The sequence below is a fragment of the Rhodoferax sp. genome (assembly GCF_014859475.1).
Taxonomy (GTDB): Bacteria; Pseudomonadota; Gammaproteobacteria; order Burkholderiales; family Burkholderiaceae_C; genus Rhodoferax.
The window spans coordinates 18,569-35,570 of record NZ_JACUUE010000009.1; the positions used below are offsets into that span (position 1 = coordinate 18,569).

Sequence of the window (17,002 nt, forward strand, 5' to 3'; positions counted from 1 at the left end):
ATTTACCAACTTACGGGGCAAACAGACCCGTTTGCCGTGCCGCAAATTACCTCAGCGCCTTGACCACCGCATCGCCCATTTCGCGGGTACTGACACGCGTGTTGCCTGCACTGAAAATGTCGGCCGTGCGCAAGCCCTGCGCCAGCACAGCCTTGACCGCCGCCTCGATGCGATCTGCCGCCTGCGCCTGGTTCAGGCTGAAGCGCAGCATCATGGCCGCGCTCAAAATAGTGGCCAGCGGGTTGGCAATGCCTTGGCCGGCAATGTCGGGGGCGCTGCCGTGGCTGGGCTCGAACAGGCCTTGGTTGTTGGCGTTCATGGAGGCCGAGGGCAACATGCCGATGGATCCGGTAAGCATGGACGCCTCGTCGCTGAGGATGTCACCAAACATGTTGCCGGTGACCACCACATCAAATTTCTTGGGCGCGCGCACCAGTTGCATGGCGGCGTTGTCCACGTACATGTGGTCGAGCGCAATATCGGGGTACTGCAGGCCGACCTCGGTGACGATGTCTTTCCAGAACTGAAAAGTTTCCAGCACGTTGGCTTTGTCCACGCTGGTGACGCGCCCCTCGGAGCCCGCGGCCTTGCGCGTGCGTGCCGCCTGAAAAGCCACATGAGCGATACGCTCGATCTCGGGGCGGCTGTAGCGCATGGTGTCAAAGGCTTCCTCGCTGCCCGGGAAATGCCCATCAACGGCGACGCGACGGCCACGCGGTTGACCGAAGTAGATGTCGCCGGTCAATTCACGGATGATCAAAATATCGAGGCCCGCAATCAGCTCCGGCTTGAGACTGGACGCCTCGACCAGCTGCTCATAACAAATGGCCGGGCGAAAGTTGGCAAACAATCCGAGGTGCTTGCGCAGGCCCAGAATGGCCTGCTCCGGGCGCAGCGGGCGGTCCAGCGTGTCGTATTTCCAGTCACCCACGGCACCGAACAGCACAGCATCGGCGTCTTGGGCCAGCTTCAGCGTGGCATCGGGTAAGGGGTGACCATGGGCTTCATAGGCGGCGCCACCCACCAGGGCGGTTTCCATTTCGAAGCGCAGATCCAGCGCGTGCAACACCTTGACGGCCTCGGCGACGATTTCGGTACCAATCCCGTCACCGGGTAAAACTGCAATTTTCATGATTATTTTTTAAGATTCAGAAGAAACAACTCAGGCCAGCATGGTGTGCGCCAACCAGGGTTTTTGTGCCAGGCGTTCGGCCTCGAAAGCTTTGATTTTGTCGGCATGACGCAGCGTCAGGCCAATGTCGTCCAGACCATTGAGCAGGCAATATTTGCGAAAGGCCTGTACCTCGAAAGGCAGTTCAGTACCATCAGGCCGGATGACGACCTGGCGCTCGAGGTCAATGGTCAGCGAGTAGCCGGGAAACGCCATGACTTCATTGAACAATTGCGCCACCTGAGATTCAGGCAGCACGACCGGCAACAAGCCGTTTTTAAAGCTGTTATTGAAGAAAATATCGGCATAACTCGGAGCGATGATGGCGCGAAAACCATACTGGTCCAGCGCCCAGGGTGCATGCTCTCGCGAGGAACCGCAGCCAAAGTTTTTGCGTGCCAGCAGGATGGAGGCACCCTGAAAACGCGGCTGATTCAAGACAAAGTCGGGGTTGGGCTGGCGGCTGGCGGGGTCTTGGCCGGGATAGCCCGCATCCAGATAACGCCAAGCGTCAAACAAATTTTGGCCGAAGCCGGTTTTGCGGATCGACTTGAGGAACTGCTTTGGGATGATGGCGTCGGTATCCACATTTTCCCGGTCCATCGGGGCCACAAGCCCCTTGAGCAAGTTGAATTTTTGCATGGTGTGCGTTTATTTCTTTTTGGCTGCGTCTTCGATCGTCGAACCTGCTTTTTGCAGGTCCTGGCCGACGCCCTTGACGGTGTTGCAACCGACCAATACCAGCATGGCCGTTGCGATCAAAAGGGTGCTCAATGATTTCATGGTGAAGTCCTTCAGGTTGGCTTAAACAAACTTGCGCACATCGACAAAATGGCCATGGATGGCGGCTGCCGCTGCCATGGCGGGACTGACCAAATGGGTGCGGCCGCCGGCACCCTGGCGGCCTTCAAAGTTGCGGTTGCTGGTGGAGGCGCAGCGCTCGCCGGGCTCCAGACGGTCGGCGTTCATCGCCAGACACATCGAGCAACCGGGCTCGCGCCACTCGAACCCCGCCGCAAGAAAAATCTCGTGCAGACCTTCGCGCTCGGCCTGTTCCTTGACCAGACCGGAGCCAGGCACCACCATCGCCAGCCGGATGTTTGGCGCCACTTTGCGGCCCAGTGTTTTCACCACGGCGGCGGCTTCGCGCATGTCTTCGATGCGGCTGTTGGTGCACGAGCCGATAAACACCTTGTCCACATACAGGTCGCTCAACGCCTTGCCGGGCTCCAGCGCCATGTAGGCCAGCGCGCGCTCGATGGCACCGCGTTTGTTGGCATCTTTCTCACGATCAGGATCAGGCACCCGGTCATTGATGCCGAGCACCATCTCGGGCGAGGTGCCCCAAGTCACTTGCGGCACCAGTTGCGAGGCATCGATGTCGATGACAGCATCAAAGCGGGCATCGGCATCGGAATGCAGGGTCTCCCAGTAAGCCACCGCTTGGCCCCACTCCACTGCCGCACCGGCTTCGTTGGGGGCGTTGTAGCCGGGGGCCAGCGGGCGGCCCTTGATGTACTGAATGGTCTTGTCGTCCACCGCCACCAGGCCGGCACGGGCACCCGCCTCGATGGCCATGTTGCACACCGTCATGCGGCCTTCCATGCTGAGGGCGCGGATGGCTGCACCACCAAACTCAATGGTGTAGCCGGTGCCGCCGGCGGTACCGATCTTGCCAATGATCGCCAGCACAATGTCCTTGCCACCACAGCCGCGCGGTATGACGCCTTCGACCCGAACAAGCATATTTTTTGCTTTTTTGGCAAGCAAGGTTTGCGTCGCCATGACGTGTTCGACCTCGCTGGTGCCGATGCCGTGCGCCAGCGCGCCAAAAGCGCCGTGGGTGGAGGTGTGCGAGTCGCCGCAAACAACGGTCATGCCGGGCAACGTGGCACCGTTTTCAGGGCCGATCACATGCACAATGCCCTGGCGCTGCGACATGAACGGAAAGTAGGCAGCGGCACCATATTCCTTGATGTTGGCGTCCAGCGCCATCACCTGCTCTTTGCTGGTGGGATCGGTGATGCCGTCATAGCCCAGCTCCCAGCCGGTGGTGGGTGTGTTGTGGTCGGCCGTGGCCACGATCGAGCTGACGCGCCAGAGCGGCCGCCCGGATTGCCGAAGCCCCTCGAACGCCTGCGGGCTGGTGACTTCATGTACCAGGTGGCGGTCAATATAGAGCAGCGCGGTGCCGTCTTCTTCGGTGTGGACGACGTGTTCGTCCCAGAGTTTGTCGTAAAGGGTGCGTCCCATGCTTTTTCCTAGGTGAGTCAAGGATTTTAATCGGCTGACGCGTCAGCCCGGCCCGAGACAAAAAAACCCGCCGGTGTTACCACCCGGCGGGCTTGTGTGGCGCGGGGTTTGTATTAGCGCTCAGCCACAGGCACGACGTTACGCGTCACCGCACCAGTGAACAACTGGCGCGGACGGCCGATTTTGTACTCCGGGTCGCTGATCATTTCGTTGAGCTGGGCAATCCAGCCAACGGTACGCGCCAAACTGAAGACACCAGTAAACAGGTTGACCGGAATACCGATGGCGCGCTGGACGATGCCAGAGTAGAAATCAACATTCGGGTAGAGCTTGCGTGACACGAAATAGTCGTCTTCCAGAGCAATTTTTTCAACCTCCTTGGCCAGTTTGAACAAGGGGTCGTTTTCCAGACCGAGTTCAGCCAGCACCTCGTTGCAGGTTTCCTGCATCAAGGTGGCGCGCGGGTCGTAGTTCTTGTAAACACGGTGACCAAAACCCATCAACTTGACGCCGGAATTTTTGTCCTTGACCTGTTCCATAAACTGGCCCACCTTGGCAATGCCGCCCTGGCGCTGGATCTCTTCGAGCATGTTCAGGCAGGCTTCGTTGGCACCGCCGTGGGCCGGGCCCCACAGGCAGGCGACGCCGGCTGCGATGGCCGCAAACGGGTTGGTGCCCGACGAGCCGCACAAGCGCACGGTCGAAGTGGAGGCGTTTTGCTCGTGGTCGGCGTGCAAAATAAAAATGCGGTCCAGGGCACGTTCCAGCACCGGGTTGACTACATATTCTTCGCACGGTGTACCGAACATCATGCGCAGGAAGTTGCCCGCATAGCTGAGGTCGTTTTGCGGGTACATGTAGGGTTGACCAAGACCGTATTTGTACGCCATGGACACCAGCGTGGGCATTTTGGCAATCAGGCGGATGGCCGCGATCTCGCGGTGCGCCGGGTTGTTGATGTCGGTGCTGTCGTGGTAGAACGCCGACAAGCCCCCCACCAGACCCGTCAGCACAGCCATCGGGTGCGCATCACGGCGGAAACCACGCATGAAAAACTGCATCTGCTCATTGACCATGGTGTGGTTGATGATGAGCCTGTGAAAGTCCTGGCGCGCCTGCAAATTGGGCAATTCGCCCTTGAGCAGCAAATAGCAGGTATCGAGGTAATCGCACTGACGGGCCAGTTGCTCGATGGGGTAGCCGCGGTACAGCAACTCACCCTTGTCGCCATCGATGTAGGTGATGGCGGACTGGCACGAGGCCGTTGACAAAAAGCCCGGGTCATAAGTAAACATGCCGGTTTGACCATAGAGCTTGCGAATATCGATCACATCCGGGCCGACAGTGCCCTGGTAAACCGGCAGTTCGACGCTCGGACTGCCATTGCTAAACGACAGGGTGGCTTTGTTTTCAGCTAGCTTCATAGTAACCTTTCAAGTGGTAATTTCAACATTTCCAAAACTTCGCAAACTTCGTCTTGCACCAGATTGGCATCGATTTGGGCCAAGGTTTTACGCCCAAGATTCAAATCCAGCAAATCTGAATCGCTCAAGTCCATTAGAGCGTTCAGACCTTGCACCTGCTTGACAGTGAGCGTGGTTGCAAACCTTTTGAAAAAACGTTCGATGAAAATATCGTTTTCCAGCAGGCCGCGGCGGCAACGCCACCGCAGCTTGCTTAAAACCCGTTCGTCGATCAGTTCGTCGCCTGCTGCCTTGCTCGGTGTTTGCATATCAGATGGCGCGACGCACCATGAGTTCCTTGATCTTGCCAATCGCCTTGGTCGGGTTCAAGCCCTTGGGGCAGACATCGACGCAATTCATGATGGTGGTGCAGCGGAACAGACGGTACGGGTCTTCGAGGTTGTCCAGGCGCTCACTGGTGGCCTCGTCGCGGCTGTCGGCGATGAAGCGGTAGGCTTGCAGCAAGCCGGCGGGACCCACAAACTTGTCGGGATTCCACCAGAACACAGGGCAACTGGTGGAGCAACTGGCGCACAAAATGCACTCGTAAAGGCCGTTGAGTTCGTCGCGCTCTTCGGGGCTTTGCAGGCGTTCTTTCTCGGGTGGCCGGGTCTCGTTGATAAGGTAAGGCTTGATCGAATGGTACTGCTTGAAGAACAAGGTCATGTCAACAATCAGGTCGCGAATGACGGGCAGACCCGGCAGCGGCTTCAACACGATAGTGTCTGGCAAGGTGCGCATGTTGATCAGACAAGCCAAGCCGTTTTTGCCGTTGATGTTCATGGCATCTGAGCCGCAAATGCCTTCGCGGCATGAGCGCCGGTACGAGAGCGTCGGGTCGAGCGCCTTGAGCTTGACGAGAACATCAAGCAGCATGCGCTCACTGCCATCAAGCTCTAGCTCTAGCGTCTGCATGTAGGGCTTGCTGTCGGTGTCCGGGTTGTAACGGTAAATTTGGAAGGTGCGTTTTGCCATAAAAATTCTCCTTGACTGTTCCAGATCAGAATGTGCGGACTTTGGGGGCGATCGACTCGGCGGTCAAGGGCTTGAGCACCACCGGCTTGTAGCTCAGGCTGTTGGTTGCCTTGTCCCACAAGGTGTGCTTGAGCCAATTGACGTCATCGCGTCCCAGCGGGCAGGTCGGATCGTCAGCTGGGCGGTCGTAGTCGAGCACGCTGTGGGCACCGCGGCATTCCTTGCGGGCCGCAGCCGAGACCATGGTTGCTTGCGCCACTTCAATCATGTTGTCAACTTCGAGGGCCTCGATACGGTCGCTGTTGAACACCTTTGACTTGTCTTTCAAGCCCATGCCGGCCACGCGTTCACGCAGTGCGGCAATCTTTTGGACCCCTTCGTCCATACTGGCCTGTGTACGGAACACACCCGCGTGCAGCTGCATTGCGGCGCGAATGTCGCCCGCCACCACTTGGGAATATTCACCCGAGGTGCTCTTGTCGAGCTGGTTCAAGCGCTCCAGGGACTTGGTGGCAGCATCTGCCGGCAGCGGTTTATGGTCGGCGGTCTTTTTGGATTGTTCGATGATGTGATTGCCAGCCGCAAAACCGAACACAATGATGTCGAGCAACGAATTGCAGCCCAGCCGGTTGGCACCGTGCACGCTGACGCAGGAGCATTCGCCCACCGCGTAAAGTCCATTAACGATTTCCTGCTGGCCATTCTTGGGCGCCACCACCTGACCGGAAATGCTGCTTGGGATGCCGCCCATCTGGTAGTGGTTGGTGGGCACCACGGGAATGGGCTCTTTGGTGATATCGACGTTGGCGAAGTTGTGGCCGATTTCCTGCACGCTTGGCAAGCGCAAGGCGATGGTGTCGGCACCCAGGTGCGTCATGTCGAGGTTGATGTAGTCTTTTTTCGGACCGCAGCCACGGCCTTCCTTGATTTCCTGGTCCATGCAGCGCGAGACAAAGTCGCGTGTGGCCAGGTCTTTGTAGGCCGGCGCATAACGCTCCATGAAACGCTCGCCTTCGCTGTTGCGCAAAATAGCCCCTTCACCACGGCAGCCTTCGGTCAGCAGCACACCGGCGCCATACACGCCAGTGGGGTGGAATTGCCAGAATTCCATGTCCTGCAGCGGGATGCCGGCGCGTGCCGCCATGCCCAGACCGTCGCCGGTGTTGATGTAGGCGTTGGTCGAGGCGGCAAAAATGCGCCCGGCTCCGCCGGTGGCGAGCAGCACGTTCTTGGCCTGCAAGATGTGCATTTCACCGGTTTCCATTTCGAGCGCGGTCACGCCGACCACGTCGCCATCGGCATCGCGAATCAGGTCGAGCGCCATCCACTCAACGAAGAAGTTGGTGCGCGCCTTGACGTTTTGCTGGTACAGGGTGTGCAGCATGGCATGGCCGGTGCGGTCGGCCGCGGCGCAAGCGCGTTGCACGGCCTTTTCGCCGTGGTTGCTGGTGTGGCCACCAAACGGACGTTGATAGATGGTGCCGTCAGGGTTACGGTCGAAGGGCATGCCATAGTGCTCAAGGTCATAGACCACCTTGGGCGCTTCGCGGCACATGAACTCGATGGCATCCTGGTCGCCGAGCCAGTCGCCGCCCTTGATGGTGTCGTAAAAGTGAAAATCCCAGTTGTCTTCGTTCATGTTGGACAGCGACGCGGCAATGCCGCCTTGCGCCGCCACCGTGTGCGAGCGGGTCGGGAACACCTTGGAAAGTACCGCCACGTTCAGGCCGGCATTGGCCAGTTGCAGCGACGCGCTCATGCCGGAGCCACCGGCTCCGACGATGACGACGTCAAATTTACGCGTAGAGATTTTTGAAGTTGCAGTCATGATGAATTTTGTCTTGGTTATGAATTACTGCACGCCCTGACATAAGCCGGGCATACAAAGGCCTGTCGTTCTGTTGCAGGCTTAAAGGCGCCACAGGGCTTCGATGGCACCGCCGGTACAGGCGACCAGCCAGGCAATGGCAAACACGTGCATGACAAAACGCACGCCGTAAGGTTTGACGTAATCCTGAAAAATGTTGCGCATGCCAACCCAAACATGCCAAAGCAGGGAAAGAATGACCAGGAAGGTCAGCGATTTCATCCATTGCGGCGAAAAGATGCCGGCCCACAGCTCGTATCCGATCGGGCCCTTGCTGAAGATGAGTTGTGCAATCACCAGCACGGTGAACAAAGCCATGATGACGGCAGTGACGCGCTGCGACAACCAGTCGCGCATGCCATAGTGAGCGCCAACAACCAGGCGGTGGGATCCGAAATTGACAGACATGTGTATCTCCTGAACTTAGTAAAGACCGAAAAGTTTGGCGCCCAGCACCAGTGTGAGCGTGAGGGTCAGCACCAGAACCGCTGCCGCAGTCTGACGGCCGAAGTCCTTGGTCACGTGCTCGTGGTGCGTGTCCATCCAAAGGTGGCGCAGACCCGCAATGAAATGGTGAAGGCTGGCCCAGATGACACCCAAAGCCACCAACTTCCAGATGAAGCCTGGCAAACCCAGCATGCCCTCATTGAAGGCCGACTTGAATTTGAGGAAAGAAATTTCGGAAGAGATGGAGTTGTCAAACATCCAGATGATGAAGGGCATCAGGAAAAAAAGAATAGCGCCGCTGACCCGATGCATGCCAGACGCAATCGAAGCAATTGGCCATCGGTAGCTGATGAGCGAGGCGCCATCAATGTTGTAAAACTCTGGACGTTTTTTTGCTGTGTTAGCCGCTGATTCAGACATACGATGCTTTCATGGTTAGTTAACGACTGGATACCCGCGTGTGTAATGAGAACCGGTAAATTCTATTGCAACGCTGCAGGCGCCAGACCTGTCCGTCGTTTGATGTCAATCAAACATTTTCTTTAAATACAGAAGGATGACACACCAAACAGACTTCAAGCTGACAGTGCTACGGAAACAGTCAACCAAGCGCGTTGTGGTAATAATGGGTATCAGTTCGATAGTAGCCGCGGCGCAGTTCCATGGGCTCATCACGGTAGGTGTAGGCAATGCGCTCCACGCTCAACAAAGGTGTGCCAGGCGCGACTTTCAGCAGTTGCTCATGCAAGGTCGTGGCAGGTATGGCCCGGATTTTTTCTTCGGCACGCACCATGCGCACATTGAATTCGGTCTCAAAAAGGGCGTACATGGGCCCCTGGTAGTTGGTTAATTGCTCGGCTGAAAGGCCCTTGAAAGGCGCTGCAGGCAACCAGATGTCTTCCAGGATGATGGGGGTGCCGCCAAAGCTGAGCACGCGGCGCACCTGGAGCACGTTATCGCCGTTGTGCAAGTCCAGTGCGCGCGCCACATCGGCATTGGCGCGGTTGCGCTTGCATTCAATGATGTCGCGCTGCGCCGGGCCTTCGCTTCCCCTGGCGCCACTGTCGGGCACCAATTTCAGGAACCGGAACTGCACCTGTTGCTCGGAATGGGTCGCTACAAAAGTACCCTTGCCTTGACGGCGCACGAGTAGATTTTCGGCCGCTAATTCATCAATCGCCTTGCGCACCGTGCCCTGGCTTACATGAAAGCGCGCAGCCAAATCCATTTCACTGGGAATCATTTCGCCAGGCTTCCACTCGCCTGCGCGCAGGCTGTTGAGGATCAGGCCCTTGATTTGCCGGTACAGCGGACTGAAGGCCGGCGTTGGCGTTGGTGCCTGCCAAATAGCGGGCTCGGGTGCCGTCAAGACTGGCTCGATGACAGGATCAGGAAAGCTTGACATGGTGGGTTTGTCTCAATGAATAACATTGTCGTATTTTGCCGAATCATATCTTATATAAGACATAAGACAAATTGACGAATTAGTACTTTCGAGAGTACACTTGGTGCCCTGAAAGGGTGGCTCAACGTTGTTCACCCTGCACCCACCGAATTTTTTTCTTAACCCTTCTGGAGATTTCACCATGAGCAAAAAGCCCGTCCGTGTAGCTGTTACCGGTGCCGCAGGTCAAATTGGTTACGCCATTCTGTTTCGCATCGCCTCCGGCGAAATGTTAGGCAAGGATCAGCCCATCGTGCTGAGCCTGCTTGAAGTCCCGGTTGAAAAAGCCCAGCAGGCCCTGCAAGGGGTCATGATGGAGCTGCAAGACTGCGCCTTTCCCTTGCTCGTTGGCATGGAAGCCCACAGCGACCCCATGGCCGCGTTCAAGGACGTGGATTACGCCCTGCTGATCGGTTCGCGCCCCCGTGGCCCGGGCATGGAACGCGCCGAGCTGCTGGCCGTCAACGCGGAAATTTTCACTGCGCAAGGCAAGGCCCTCAATGCCGTGGCCAGCCGCGATGTGCGCGTGCTGGTGGTGGGCAACCCGGCCAACACCAACGCCTACATTGCCATGAAGAGCGCCCCCGATCTGCCGCGCAAAAACTTCACGTCCATGATGCGCCTCGACCACAACCGCGCCTTGAGCCAATTGGCCTCCAAGACCGGCAAGGCTGTGGCTGCCATTGAAAAAATGGCGGTCTGGGGCAACCACTCGCCGAGCATGTATGCCGACTACCGTTTTGCCACCATCAATGGCGAGAGCGTCAAGGACATGATCAACGATGCCTCCTGGAACAAGGACGTGTTCCTGCCGACCGTTGGCAAGCGCGGCGCAGCCATCATTGCTGCGCGCGGTGTGTCTTCGGCAGCCTCGGCAGCGAACGCCGCCATCGATCACATGCGCGACTGGGCTTTGGGCTCCAACGGCAAGTGGGTCACCATGGGTATTCCCTCCAACGGCGAATACGGCATTCCGAAGGACACCATGTTTGGCTTCCCTGTCACCTGCGAAGGTGGCGAGTACAAACTGGTCGAAGGATTGTCCATTGACGCCTTCAGCCAGGAATGCATCAACAAGACGCTGAAAGAACTTCAGGACGAGCAGGCCGGCATCGCCCACCTGCTGTAAAACCAGCCCAGAGTCTGGCTCGTGACCCACCCGCGGGACGTATTGCTGGGCCCGGCAGCGGGCCCACCGCTGCCGGTGTGTGACCACTACTGCGGCGTCCATGCGCGCATGGTCAAGAGCTTGGCTTTGCAAGCCGAACTGGCACAAGAGCTGGGCACCTGCGCTTTTGATGTGACACTCGATTGCGAGGATGGCGCCCCCGTCGGTGGCGAACAAGACCACGCCCAGATGGTCGCAGAGCTGGCTAATAGCGCCTGGTCTGCCAGCCAGCAGCTGGCACCCCGGCACCGCGCTCGCATCGCAGCCCGGGTGCACCCGGTAGATCACCCCGCGTTTGCGCAGGATGTGGCCGCCATCATCGGGCGCTCGGCACAGGCTTTGTGCCACGTAATGATTCCAAAGGTGGACTCGGTGGCAGACATTGAGCGCGCCCTGAGCCAGATTGACCCGGCTGAAAAAGCCAACGGTCGTGCCAGACACTTGCCGCTGCACGTGTTGATTGAGTCACCACTTGCGGTGCACCATGTGGCAGCCATTGCTGCGCATCCCCGCGTTGAATCGCTCAGTTTTGGTTTGATGGACTTTGTCTCGTCCCATGGCGGTGCGATTCCGGCCAGCGCCATGGGCATGTCTGAACTCAGTCTGCCCGAGGACCTTGATCAATTCAGTCACCCGCTGGTGGTGCGCGCCAAGCTGGCTATTTCAGCGGCTTGTCACGCCTTTGGCAAAGTGGCTTCTCATTGCGTGGTGACCGAGTTCAAGAGCGCTGTCAGACTGAAAAAGGCAGCCAGCTACGCCAGCCGCGCCCTGGGCTTCGCCCGCATGTGGAGCATCCACCCGGATCAGATTCGCCCCATCCTGGCGGCATTCGCGCCAGCAGCCAATGAAGTAGATCAAGCCAGCCGCATCCTCTGTGCCGCGCATGCCGCAGATTGGGCGCCCATTTCAATTGATGGCCATTTGCATGACCGCGCCAGTTATCGTTATTTTTGGCAAGTGCTGATGCGGGCCCATCAAACCGCGAAATTGCAAAGCCATGATCCTGCCCAGGTCTTTTTCTCTCCCTGATGATGGCCAATCTTATCCATAGGCTCTTGCCTGTTGCTTTTGCTTGACCGCCTGACCACCATCACCTGTTATTACCACCCAGCGCATTTTTTGATTTAAAAGGAGTTCCCATGTTGCAAACTTACCGTGCCCACGTCGCCGAACGCGCCGCACTCGGCATTCCCGCACTGCCCTTGACGGCACAGCAAACCGCTGCACTGATTGAGTTGCTCAAAAACCCGCCCAAGGGTGAAGAGGCTTTCTTGCTTGAATTAATCACGCACCGTGTGCCAGCGGGCGTGGACGATGCTGCCAAAGTCAAGGCCAGCTACCTCGCCGCTGTGGCGCACGGTACCGAAAAATGCAGCCTTATCAGCCGTGAAAAGGCCACTGAATTGCTCGGCACCATGCTCGGTGGTTACAACCTGACCCCGCTGATCGATCTGCTCGACGATGCAGCCGTGGCCGGCGTGGCTGCAGAAGCCCTGAAGAAAACCCTGCTGATGTTCGACCAGTTCCATGACGTCAAGGAAAAGGCCGACAAAGGCAACGTGCTCGCCAAAGCCGTGCTGCAAAGCTGGGCCGATGCCGAGTGGTTCACCAGCCGCCCGGAAGTGCCGCAAAGCATCACCCTGACCGTATTCAAGGTCACCGGTGAAACCAATACCGACGACCTGTCCCCCGCCCCCGATGCCTGGAGCCGCCCCGACATCCCGCTGCACGCGCTGGCCATGCTCAAAAACAAACGCGACGGCATCACCCCCGAAGAAGACAGCAAGCGCGGCCCGGTCAAGTTCATCGAAGACCTGCGTGCCCGTGGCAACTTGGTGGCCTACGTGGGCGACGTGGTCGGCACCGGCTCCAGCCGCAAGTCTGCCACCAACAGCGTACTGTGGTTCACCGGCGAAGACATCCCCTTTGTGCCCAACAAGCGTTTTGGCGGTGTCTGCCTGGGTGCCAAGATTGCGCCGATTTTTTACAACACCATGGAAGATGCGGGTGCCCTGCCGATCGAGCTGGATGTGAGCCAGATGAACATGGGCGACACCATCGAGTTGCGCCCTTATGACGGTCAAGCCCTTAAAGACGGCAAAGTCATCGCCGAGTTCAAGCTCAAGAGCGAGGTCTTGTTTGACGAAGTGCGCGCCGGTGGCCGCATTCCCCTGATCATTGGCCGCGGCCTCACCAGCAAGGCGCGCGAAGCCCTGGGGCTGCCGGTGTCAACCCTGTTCCGTCTGCCGCAAAACCCCAAAGCCACCGGCAAGGGTTTCACACTGGCGCAAAAAATGGTCGGCCGTGCCTGTGGTCTGCCTGAAGGTCAGGGTGTGTTGCCCGGCACCTACTGTGAACCCAGGATGACCAGCGTCGGCTCGCAGGACACCACCGGCCCGATGACCCGCGACGAGCTCAAAGACCTGGCCTGCCTGGGCTTCAGCGCCGACCTGGTGATGCAGTCCTTCTGCCACACCGCGGCTTACCCCAAGCTGGTGGACGTCAAGATGCACCACGAACTGCCAGAGTTCATGAGCAACCGCGGCGGCATTCCACTGCGCCCGGGTGACGGCATCATCCACAGCTGGCTCAACCGCATGCTCTTGCCCGACACCGTGGGCACCGGCGGCGACAGCCACACCCGCTTCCCGATCGGCATCAGCTTCCCGGCCGGCTCAGGCCTGGTCGCCTTTGCTGCGGCCACTGGCGTCATGCCGCTGGACATGCCTGAGAGCGTGCTGGTGCGCTTCAAAGGCAAGATGCAACCGGGTGTCACACTGCGTGACCTGGTCAATGCCATTCCGTTGTACGCCATCAAGTCGGGCGAATTGACTGTGGCCAAGCAAGGCAAGAAAAACGTGTTCTCGGGCCGCATTCTTGAAATCGAAGGTTTGCCAGACCTCAAGGTTGAGCAGGCGTTTGAACTCTCGGACGCGTCCGCCGAACGCAGCGCTGCCGGTTGCACGGTACACCTCAACAAAGAGCCGATCATCGAGTACCTCAACAGTAACATTGTCATGCTCAAGTGGATGATTGCCAATGGCTACTCGGACGTGCGCACCATCAACCGCCGCATCAAGGCCATGCAAGCCTGGCTGGAGAATCCGCAACTACTCAAGCGTGATGACGATGCCGGGTACGCCAGCGTGATCGAGATCGACCTGGCCGACATTCATGAGCCGATCGTGGCCTGCCCGAATGACCCCGACGACGTAAAAACCCTGTCGGACGTGGCTGGCTCCAAAATTGAAGAAGTGTTCATCGGTTCGTGCATGACCAACATTGGCCACTTCCGCGCCGCCTCCAAATTATTGGAAAACAAGCGCGACATCCCGGTCAAGCTGTGGATGGCACCGCCCACCAAGATGGATGCCAAGCAGCTCACCCAAGAAGGCCATTACGGCGTGCTGGGTTCTGCCGGCGCGCGCATGGAAATGCCGGGTTGCAGTCTGTGCATGGGCAACCAGGCGCAGGTGAAAGAAGGTGCCACGGTGTTCTCAACGTCCACCCGCAACTTCCCGAACCGCCTGGGCAAGAACAGCAATGTGTATTTGGGCAGCGCCGAATTGGCTGCCATCTGCGCCAAACTGGGCCGCATCCCGACCAAGGAAGAGTACATGGCCGACATGGGCGTGCTGACGGCCGCCAGCAGCAAAATCTACCAGTACCTGAACTTTGACAAGGTGCAGGACTACACCGATGCTGCGGCCTCGGTGAAGGACACCGCCACGGTCTGATTTGCCTTGCTCAAGCGGCGTCTCAAGAGACGCTGCCCGGTGCACTACCATAGCCATAGCGCCCTGCAGTCGCCACTGTGGGGCGTTTGCATTTCTGATGGCAGCCGCTGACAGTTAAACTCGGGGCAGTCATCAAACCGTCATGGTTTTGAAACAATTCCGAGGAGTTCCCTGTGTTTTTTGGCAAACTGCTTCCGCGCGACACCAATTTTTTCAAACTGTTCAACCAACACAGCGATCACATCGTCGAGGCAGCGCATGCCTTTTCCAAACTGGTGGCCAATTACAGCGATCTGGCCCTGCGTGAAAAATACCACCGCGAGGTGAATCAGGCCGAAGGCGCTGCAGACCGCATCACGCATGAGGTCAACAAGGCACTGCACAAGACCTTCATCACGCCGATCGACCGTGAACAAATTCACAATCTGATCAATACCATGGACGATGTGGCCGACCTGATTCAGGATTCCGCCGAGACCATGGCCTTGTACGACATCCATAACATGACCGATGAGATCACACGGCTCACCGAGTTGAGCGTCAAATGCTGCGAACGGGTCCGCGCCGCGGTGCAATTGCTAAACAAGATTGCCAACCCATCCACCGCCGATGCCGCTTTGAAAACCTGCGATGAAATTGATAAATTGGAAAGCGATGCCGACCGCGTGATGCGCACTGCCATGAGCAAATTGTTCCGCGAGGAACCCGATGTGCGTGAGATCATCAAACTTAAAGCCATTTACGAATTGCTGGAGACCATCACTGACCGCTGTGAAGACGTGGCCAACCTGATCGAGGGCGTGGTCCTCGAAAACTCCTGATTGGGGCGAGGTTCAGGCTCATGGAAACTGTTCAAACTGCGCTGTGGGTGGTTGTTGTTCTGGTGTTGATGGCCGTCGTGTTCGACTTTATGAACGGTTTTCACGATGCCGCCAATTCCATTGCCACCGTAGTCTCTACCGGTGTGCTCAAGCCGGGGCAAGCTGTGGTCTTCGCTGCCTTTTTCAATGTGGCGGCCATTTTTATCTTCCACCTGAGTGTTGCTGCCACCATTGGAAAGGGCATTGTGCTGCCCGGCATCGTCGATACCCACGTGGTTTTTGGCGCTCTGGTTGGCGCTATCGTGTGGAACTTCATCACCTGGTACTACGGCATTCCCAGCAGTTCTTCGCACGCCCTGATTGGCGGCATTGTGGGGGCTGCCATCTCCAAGGCGGGTGTTGGCTCGTTAATTTCTGTCGGTATTATAAAAACCGTGGTGTTTATTTTCGTCTCACCCCTGCTGGGTTTTTTACTCGGATCCGTCATGATGATTCTGGTGTCCTGGAGCTTTCGCAACTTCAGGCCGCTCAAAGTTGACAAATGGTTCAGGCGCTGGCAATTGGTTTCTGCAGGTGCCTACAGCCTGGGGCACGGGGGCAACGATGCGCAAAAAACCATTGGCATCATCTGGATGCTGTTGATCGCCACCGGCTACACCAATGTGACCGACAGCACGCCGCCGACCTGGGTCATTCTGATCTGTTACACAGCCATTGGCCTGGGCACCATGTTTGGTGGCTGGCGCATTGTGAAAACGATGGGGCAAAAAATCACCAAACTCAAGCCGGTAGGTGGGTTTTGTGCCGAAACCGGCGGTGCCATCACCTTGTTTTTAGCGACCGCCTTGGGCGTTCCGGTGTCAACCACACACACTATCACCGGCGCCATTGTGGGCGTGGGTGCCTCACGGCGCGCCAGCTCGGTGCGTTGGGGCTTGGCCGGCAACATCATCTGGGCCTGGATTTTGACCATTCCAGCCAGTGCATTTGTTGCGGCGGTGGCTTACTGGATCAGTAAGGGCCTGTTAATAAATAACCTATCCAATTCAGTCTGACCGGATGCAGTAGTTCCAGTCACCATGGGATTCGTTGCGGTCAATTTTTATGTCCGCCATCTGCGCATCGGAGATGACCAAACCTTTTGGATACTAGGCGGTGTCGAGTTCGGCTTGCACCGTCAAGCCACTGCGCGTTTTGGTGTTGGCAATGAGGTTGACGATGACCTCATGACTGACCAGCGGACGGCCACGCCAATTCATGGTGATGAACGAGAAGAGGCGATGTTCGATCTTGTTCCACTTGCTCGTTCCTGGAGGAAAGTGGTGAACCTCAATCTCCATTCCAATCTCTTTGGCCAGTTGACTGAGTTCGAGCTTCCACAGGCGAACGCGATGCCCATTACTGCCGCCACTGTCAGCGGTAGTGGTCAATTTTTTGGCTTGGCGGTAGCGCTCTTTGCCCATGCTTAACCACCAGCGTCGAATGGTTTGCACGGCAAATGCAGAGGTGTCATGGTCAGTACCCACACTGACCCATGCCTCATCAGCGCCAATGTCATAAACCCCGTATGGATTCGCGCGACCGAGATCCTTGTCAATGAAGTCGTGAACCTGAACTTTGTCAGGCGCTCCCGAGTTCGATAGTTAAATTTGTAAG

At 57.7% G+C, this 17,002-nt stretch carries 16 protein-coding genes and 1 pseudogene; 5 read left to right on the top strand and 12 right to left on the bottom strand.

Going from position 1 to position 17,002, the window contains the following annotated elements:
- Positions 1-46: 46 nt before the first annotated feature.
- The 11 genes from leuB to IBX54_RS01775 all read right to left on the bottom strand — a co-directional run bounded on the left by leuB (position 47) and on the right by IBX54_RS01775 (position 9,581).
- Complete coding sequence (gene leuB, locus IBX54_RS01725; protein WP_296540927.1) at positions 47-1,132, bottom strand: 3-isopropylmalate dehydrogenase; 1,086 nt, start codon at positions 1,130-1,132, stop codon at positions 47-49.
- Positions 1,133-1,162: 30 nt separating this feature from the next.
- A complete protein-coding gene (gene leuD, locus IBX54_RS01730; protein WP_296540928.1) occupies positions 1,163-1,813 on the bottom strand; it encodes a 3-isopropylmalate dehydratase small subunit in 651 nt (216 codons plus the stop codon).
- Between the two features lie 9 nt (positions 1,814-1,822).
- Positions 1,823-1,954, bottom strand: coding sequence for an entericidin A/B family lipoprotein (locus tag IBX54_RS01735; protein WP_296540929.1), 132 nt, complete (start codon positions 1,952-1,954; stop codon positions 1,823-1,825).
- Between the two features lie 21 nt (positions 1,955-1,975).
- Positions 1,976-3,424, bottom strand: coding sequence for a 3-isopropylmalate dehydratase large subunit (leuC, locus tag IBX54_RS01740; protein WP_296540930.1), 1,449 nt, complete (start codon positions 3,422-3,424; stop codon positions 1,976-1,978).
- Positions 3,425-3,537: 113 nt separating this feature from the next.
- Positions 3,538-4,848: a citrate synthase gene (locus IBX54_RS01745; protein WP_296540931.1), complete on the bottom strand. Its 1,311-nt coding sequence runs from the start codon at positions 4,846-4,848 to the stop codon at positions 3,538-3,540.
- Positions 4,845-5,156: a succinate dehydrogenase assembly factor 2 gene (locus tag IBX54_RS01750; RefSeq protein WP_296540932.1), complete on the bottom strand. Its 312-nt coding sequence runs from the start codon at positions 5,154-5,156 to the stop codon at positions 4,845-4,847. The genes IBX54_RS01745 and IBX54_RS01750 overlap by 4 nt, the downstream gene beginning before the upstream one ends.
- 1 nt (position 5,157) lies before the next feature.
- Positions 5,158-5,862 (bottom strand): succinate dehydrogenase iron-sulfur subunit, encoded by a 705-nt coding sequence (locus IBX54_RS01755; RefSeq protein WP_296540933.1) that lies wholly within the window; start codon positions 5,860-5,862, stop codon positions 5,158-5,160.
- Positions 5,863-5,887: 25 nt separating this feature from the next.
- Positions 5,888-7,690, bottom strand: a complete 1,803-nt coding sequence (sdhA, locus tag IBX54_RS01760) for a succinate dehydrogenase flavoprotein subunit (RefSeq protein WP_296540934.1) — start codon at positions 7,688-7,690, stop codon at positions 5,888-5,890.
- Positions 7,691-7,771: 81 nt separating this feature from the next.
- Positions 7,772-8,137 (bottom strand): succinate dehydrogenase, hydrophobic membrane anchor protein, encoded by a 366-nt coding sequence (gene sdhD, locus IBX54_RS01765; protein ID WP_296540935.1) that lies wholly within the window; start codon positions 8,135-8,137, stop codon positions 7,772-7,774.
- Positions 8,138-8,152: 15 nt separating this feature from the next.
- Positions 8,153-8,596 (bottom strand): succinate dehydrogenase, cytochrome b556 subunit, encoded by a 444-nt coding sequence (gene sdhC, locus IBX54_RS01770; protein ID WP_296540936.1) that lies wholly within the window; start codon positions 8,594-8,596, stop codon positions 8,153-8,155.
- 181 nt (positions 8,597-8,777) lie between these two features.
- Positions 8,778-9,581, bottom strand: coding sequence for a GntR family transcriptional regulator (locus tag IBX54_RS01775; RefSeq protein WP_296540937.1), 804 nt, complete (start codon positions 9,579-9,581; stop codon positions 8,778-8,780).
- A gap of 181 nt (positions 9,582-9,762) precedes the next feature.
- Between IBX54_RS01775 and IBX54_RS01780 the strand changes: the two genes are divergently transcribed.
- From IBX54_RS01780 to IBX54_RS01800, 5 genes are all read left to right on the top strand, one after another.
- Positions 9,763-10,749 (top strand): malate dehydrogenase, encoded by a 987-nt coding sequence (locus IBX54_RS01780; RefSeq protein WP_296540938.1) that lies wholly within the window; start codon positions 9,763-9,765, stop codon positions 10,747-10,749.
- A gap of 21 nt (positions 10,750-10,770) precedes the next feature.
- A complete protein-coding gene (locus IBX54_RS01785; RefSeq protein ID WP_296540940.1) occupies positions 10,771-11,817 on the top strand; it encodes an aldolase/citrate lyase family protein in 1,047 nt (348 codons plus the stop codon).
- Positions 11,818-11,927: 110 nt separating this feature from the next.
- On the top strand, positions 11,928-14,525 hold the full coding sequence (acnB, locus tag IBX54_RS01790) for a bifunctional aconitate hydratase 2/2-methylisocitrate dehydratase (RefSeq protein ID WP_296540941.1): 2,598 nt from the start codon (positions 11,928-11,930) through the stop codon (positions 14,523-14,525).
- A 173-nt stretch (positions 14,526-14,698) separates the two neighbouring features.
- A complete protein-coding gene (locus tag IBX54_RS01795; RefSeq protein ID WP_296540942.1) occupies positions 14,699-15,346 on the top strand; it encodes a DUF47 domain-containing protein in 648 nt (215 codons plus the stop codon).
- A gap of 20 nt (positions 15,347-15,366) precedes the next feature.
- Positions 15,367-16,401 carry an inorganic phosphate transporter gene (locus IBX54_RS01800; RefSeq protein WP_296540943.1) on the top strand — a complete coding sequence of 345 codons (1,035 nt, stop codon included), beginning with the start codon at positions 15,367-15,369 and terminating at the stop codon, positions 16,399-16,401.
- On the opposite strand, the pseudogene IBX54_RS01805 reads toward IBX54_RS01800, so the two are convergent.
- A pseudogene (locus tag IBX54_RS01805) lies at positions 16,393-16,977 on the bottom strand (ISAzo13 family transposase); the annotation flags it as partial. The gene IBX54_RS01800 and the pseudogene IBX54_RS01805 overlap by 9 nt on opposite strands.
- Between the last annotated feature and the right edge of the window lie 25 nt (positions 16,978-17,002).

Excerpts from the sequence above, each read along its gene's own strand:
- leuB (WP_296540927.1), bottom strand. The coding sequence starts at position 1,132 with ATGAAAATTGCAGTTTTACCCGGTGACGGGATTGGTACCGAAATCGTC.
- leuD (WP_296540928.1), bottom strand. The coding sequence starts at position 1,813 with ATGCAAAAATTCAACTTGCTCAAGGGGCTTGTGGCCCCGATGGACCGG.
- IBX54_RS01735 (WP_296540929.1), bottom strand. The coding sequence starts at position 1,954 with ATGAAATCATTGAGCACCCTTTTGATCGCAACGGCCATGCTGGTATTG.
- leuC (WP_296540930.1), bottom strand. The coding sequence starts at position 3,424 with ATGGGACGCACCCTTTACGACAAACTCTGGGACGAACACGTCGTCCAC.
- IBX54_RS01745 (WP_296540931.1), bottom strand. The coding sequence starts at position 4,848 with ATGAAGCTAGCTGAAAACAAAGCCACCCTGTCGTTTAGCAATGGCAGT.
- IBX54_RS01750 (WP_296540932.1), bottom strand. The coding sequence starts at position 5,156 with ATGCAAACACCGAGCAAGGCAGCAGGCGACGAACTGATCGACGAACGG.
- IBX54_RS01755 (WP_296540933.1), bottom strand. The coding sequence starts at position 5,862 with ATGGCAAAACGCACCTTCCAAATTTACCGTTACAACCCGGACACCGAC.
- sdhA (WP_296540934.1), bottom strand. The coding sequence starts at position 7,690 with ATGACTGCAACTTCAAAAATCTCTACGCGTAAATTTGACGTCGTCATC.
- sdhD (WP_296540935.1), bottom strand. The coding sequence starts at position 8,137 with ATGTCTGTCAATTTCGGATCCCACCGCCTGGTTGTTGGCGCTCACTAT.
- sdhC (WP_296540936.1), bottom strand. The coding sequence starts at position 8,596 with ATGTCTGAATCAGCGGCTAACACAGCAAAAAAACGTCCAGAGTTTTAC.
- IBX54_RS01775 (WP_296540937.1), bottom strand. The coding sequence starts at position 9,581 with ATGTCAAGCTTTCCTGATCCTGTCATCGAGCCAGTCTTGACGGCACCC.
- IBX54_RS01780 (WP_296540938.1), top strand. The coding sequence starts at position 9,763 with ATGAGCAAAAAGCCCGTCCGTGTAGCTGTTACCGGTGCCGCAGGTCAA.
- acnB (WP_296540941.1), top strand. The coding sequence starts at position 11,928 with ATGTTGCAAACTTACCGTGCCCACGTCGCCGAACGCGCCGCACTCGGC.
- IBX54_RS01800 (WP_296540943.1), top strand. The coding sequence starts at position 15,367 with ATGGAAACTGTTCAAACTGCGCTGTGGGTGGTTGTTGTTCTGGTGTTG.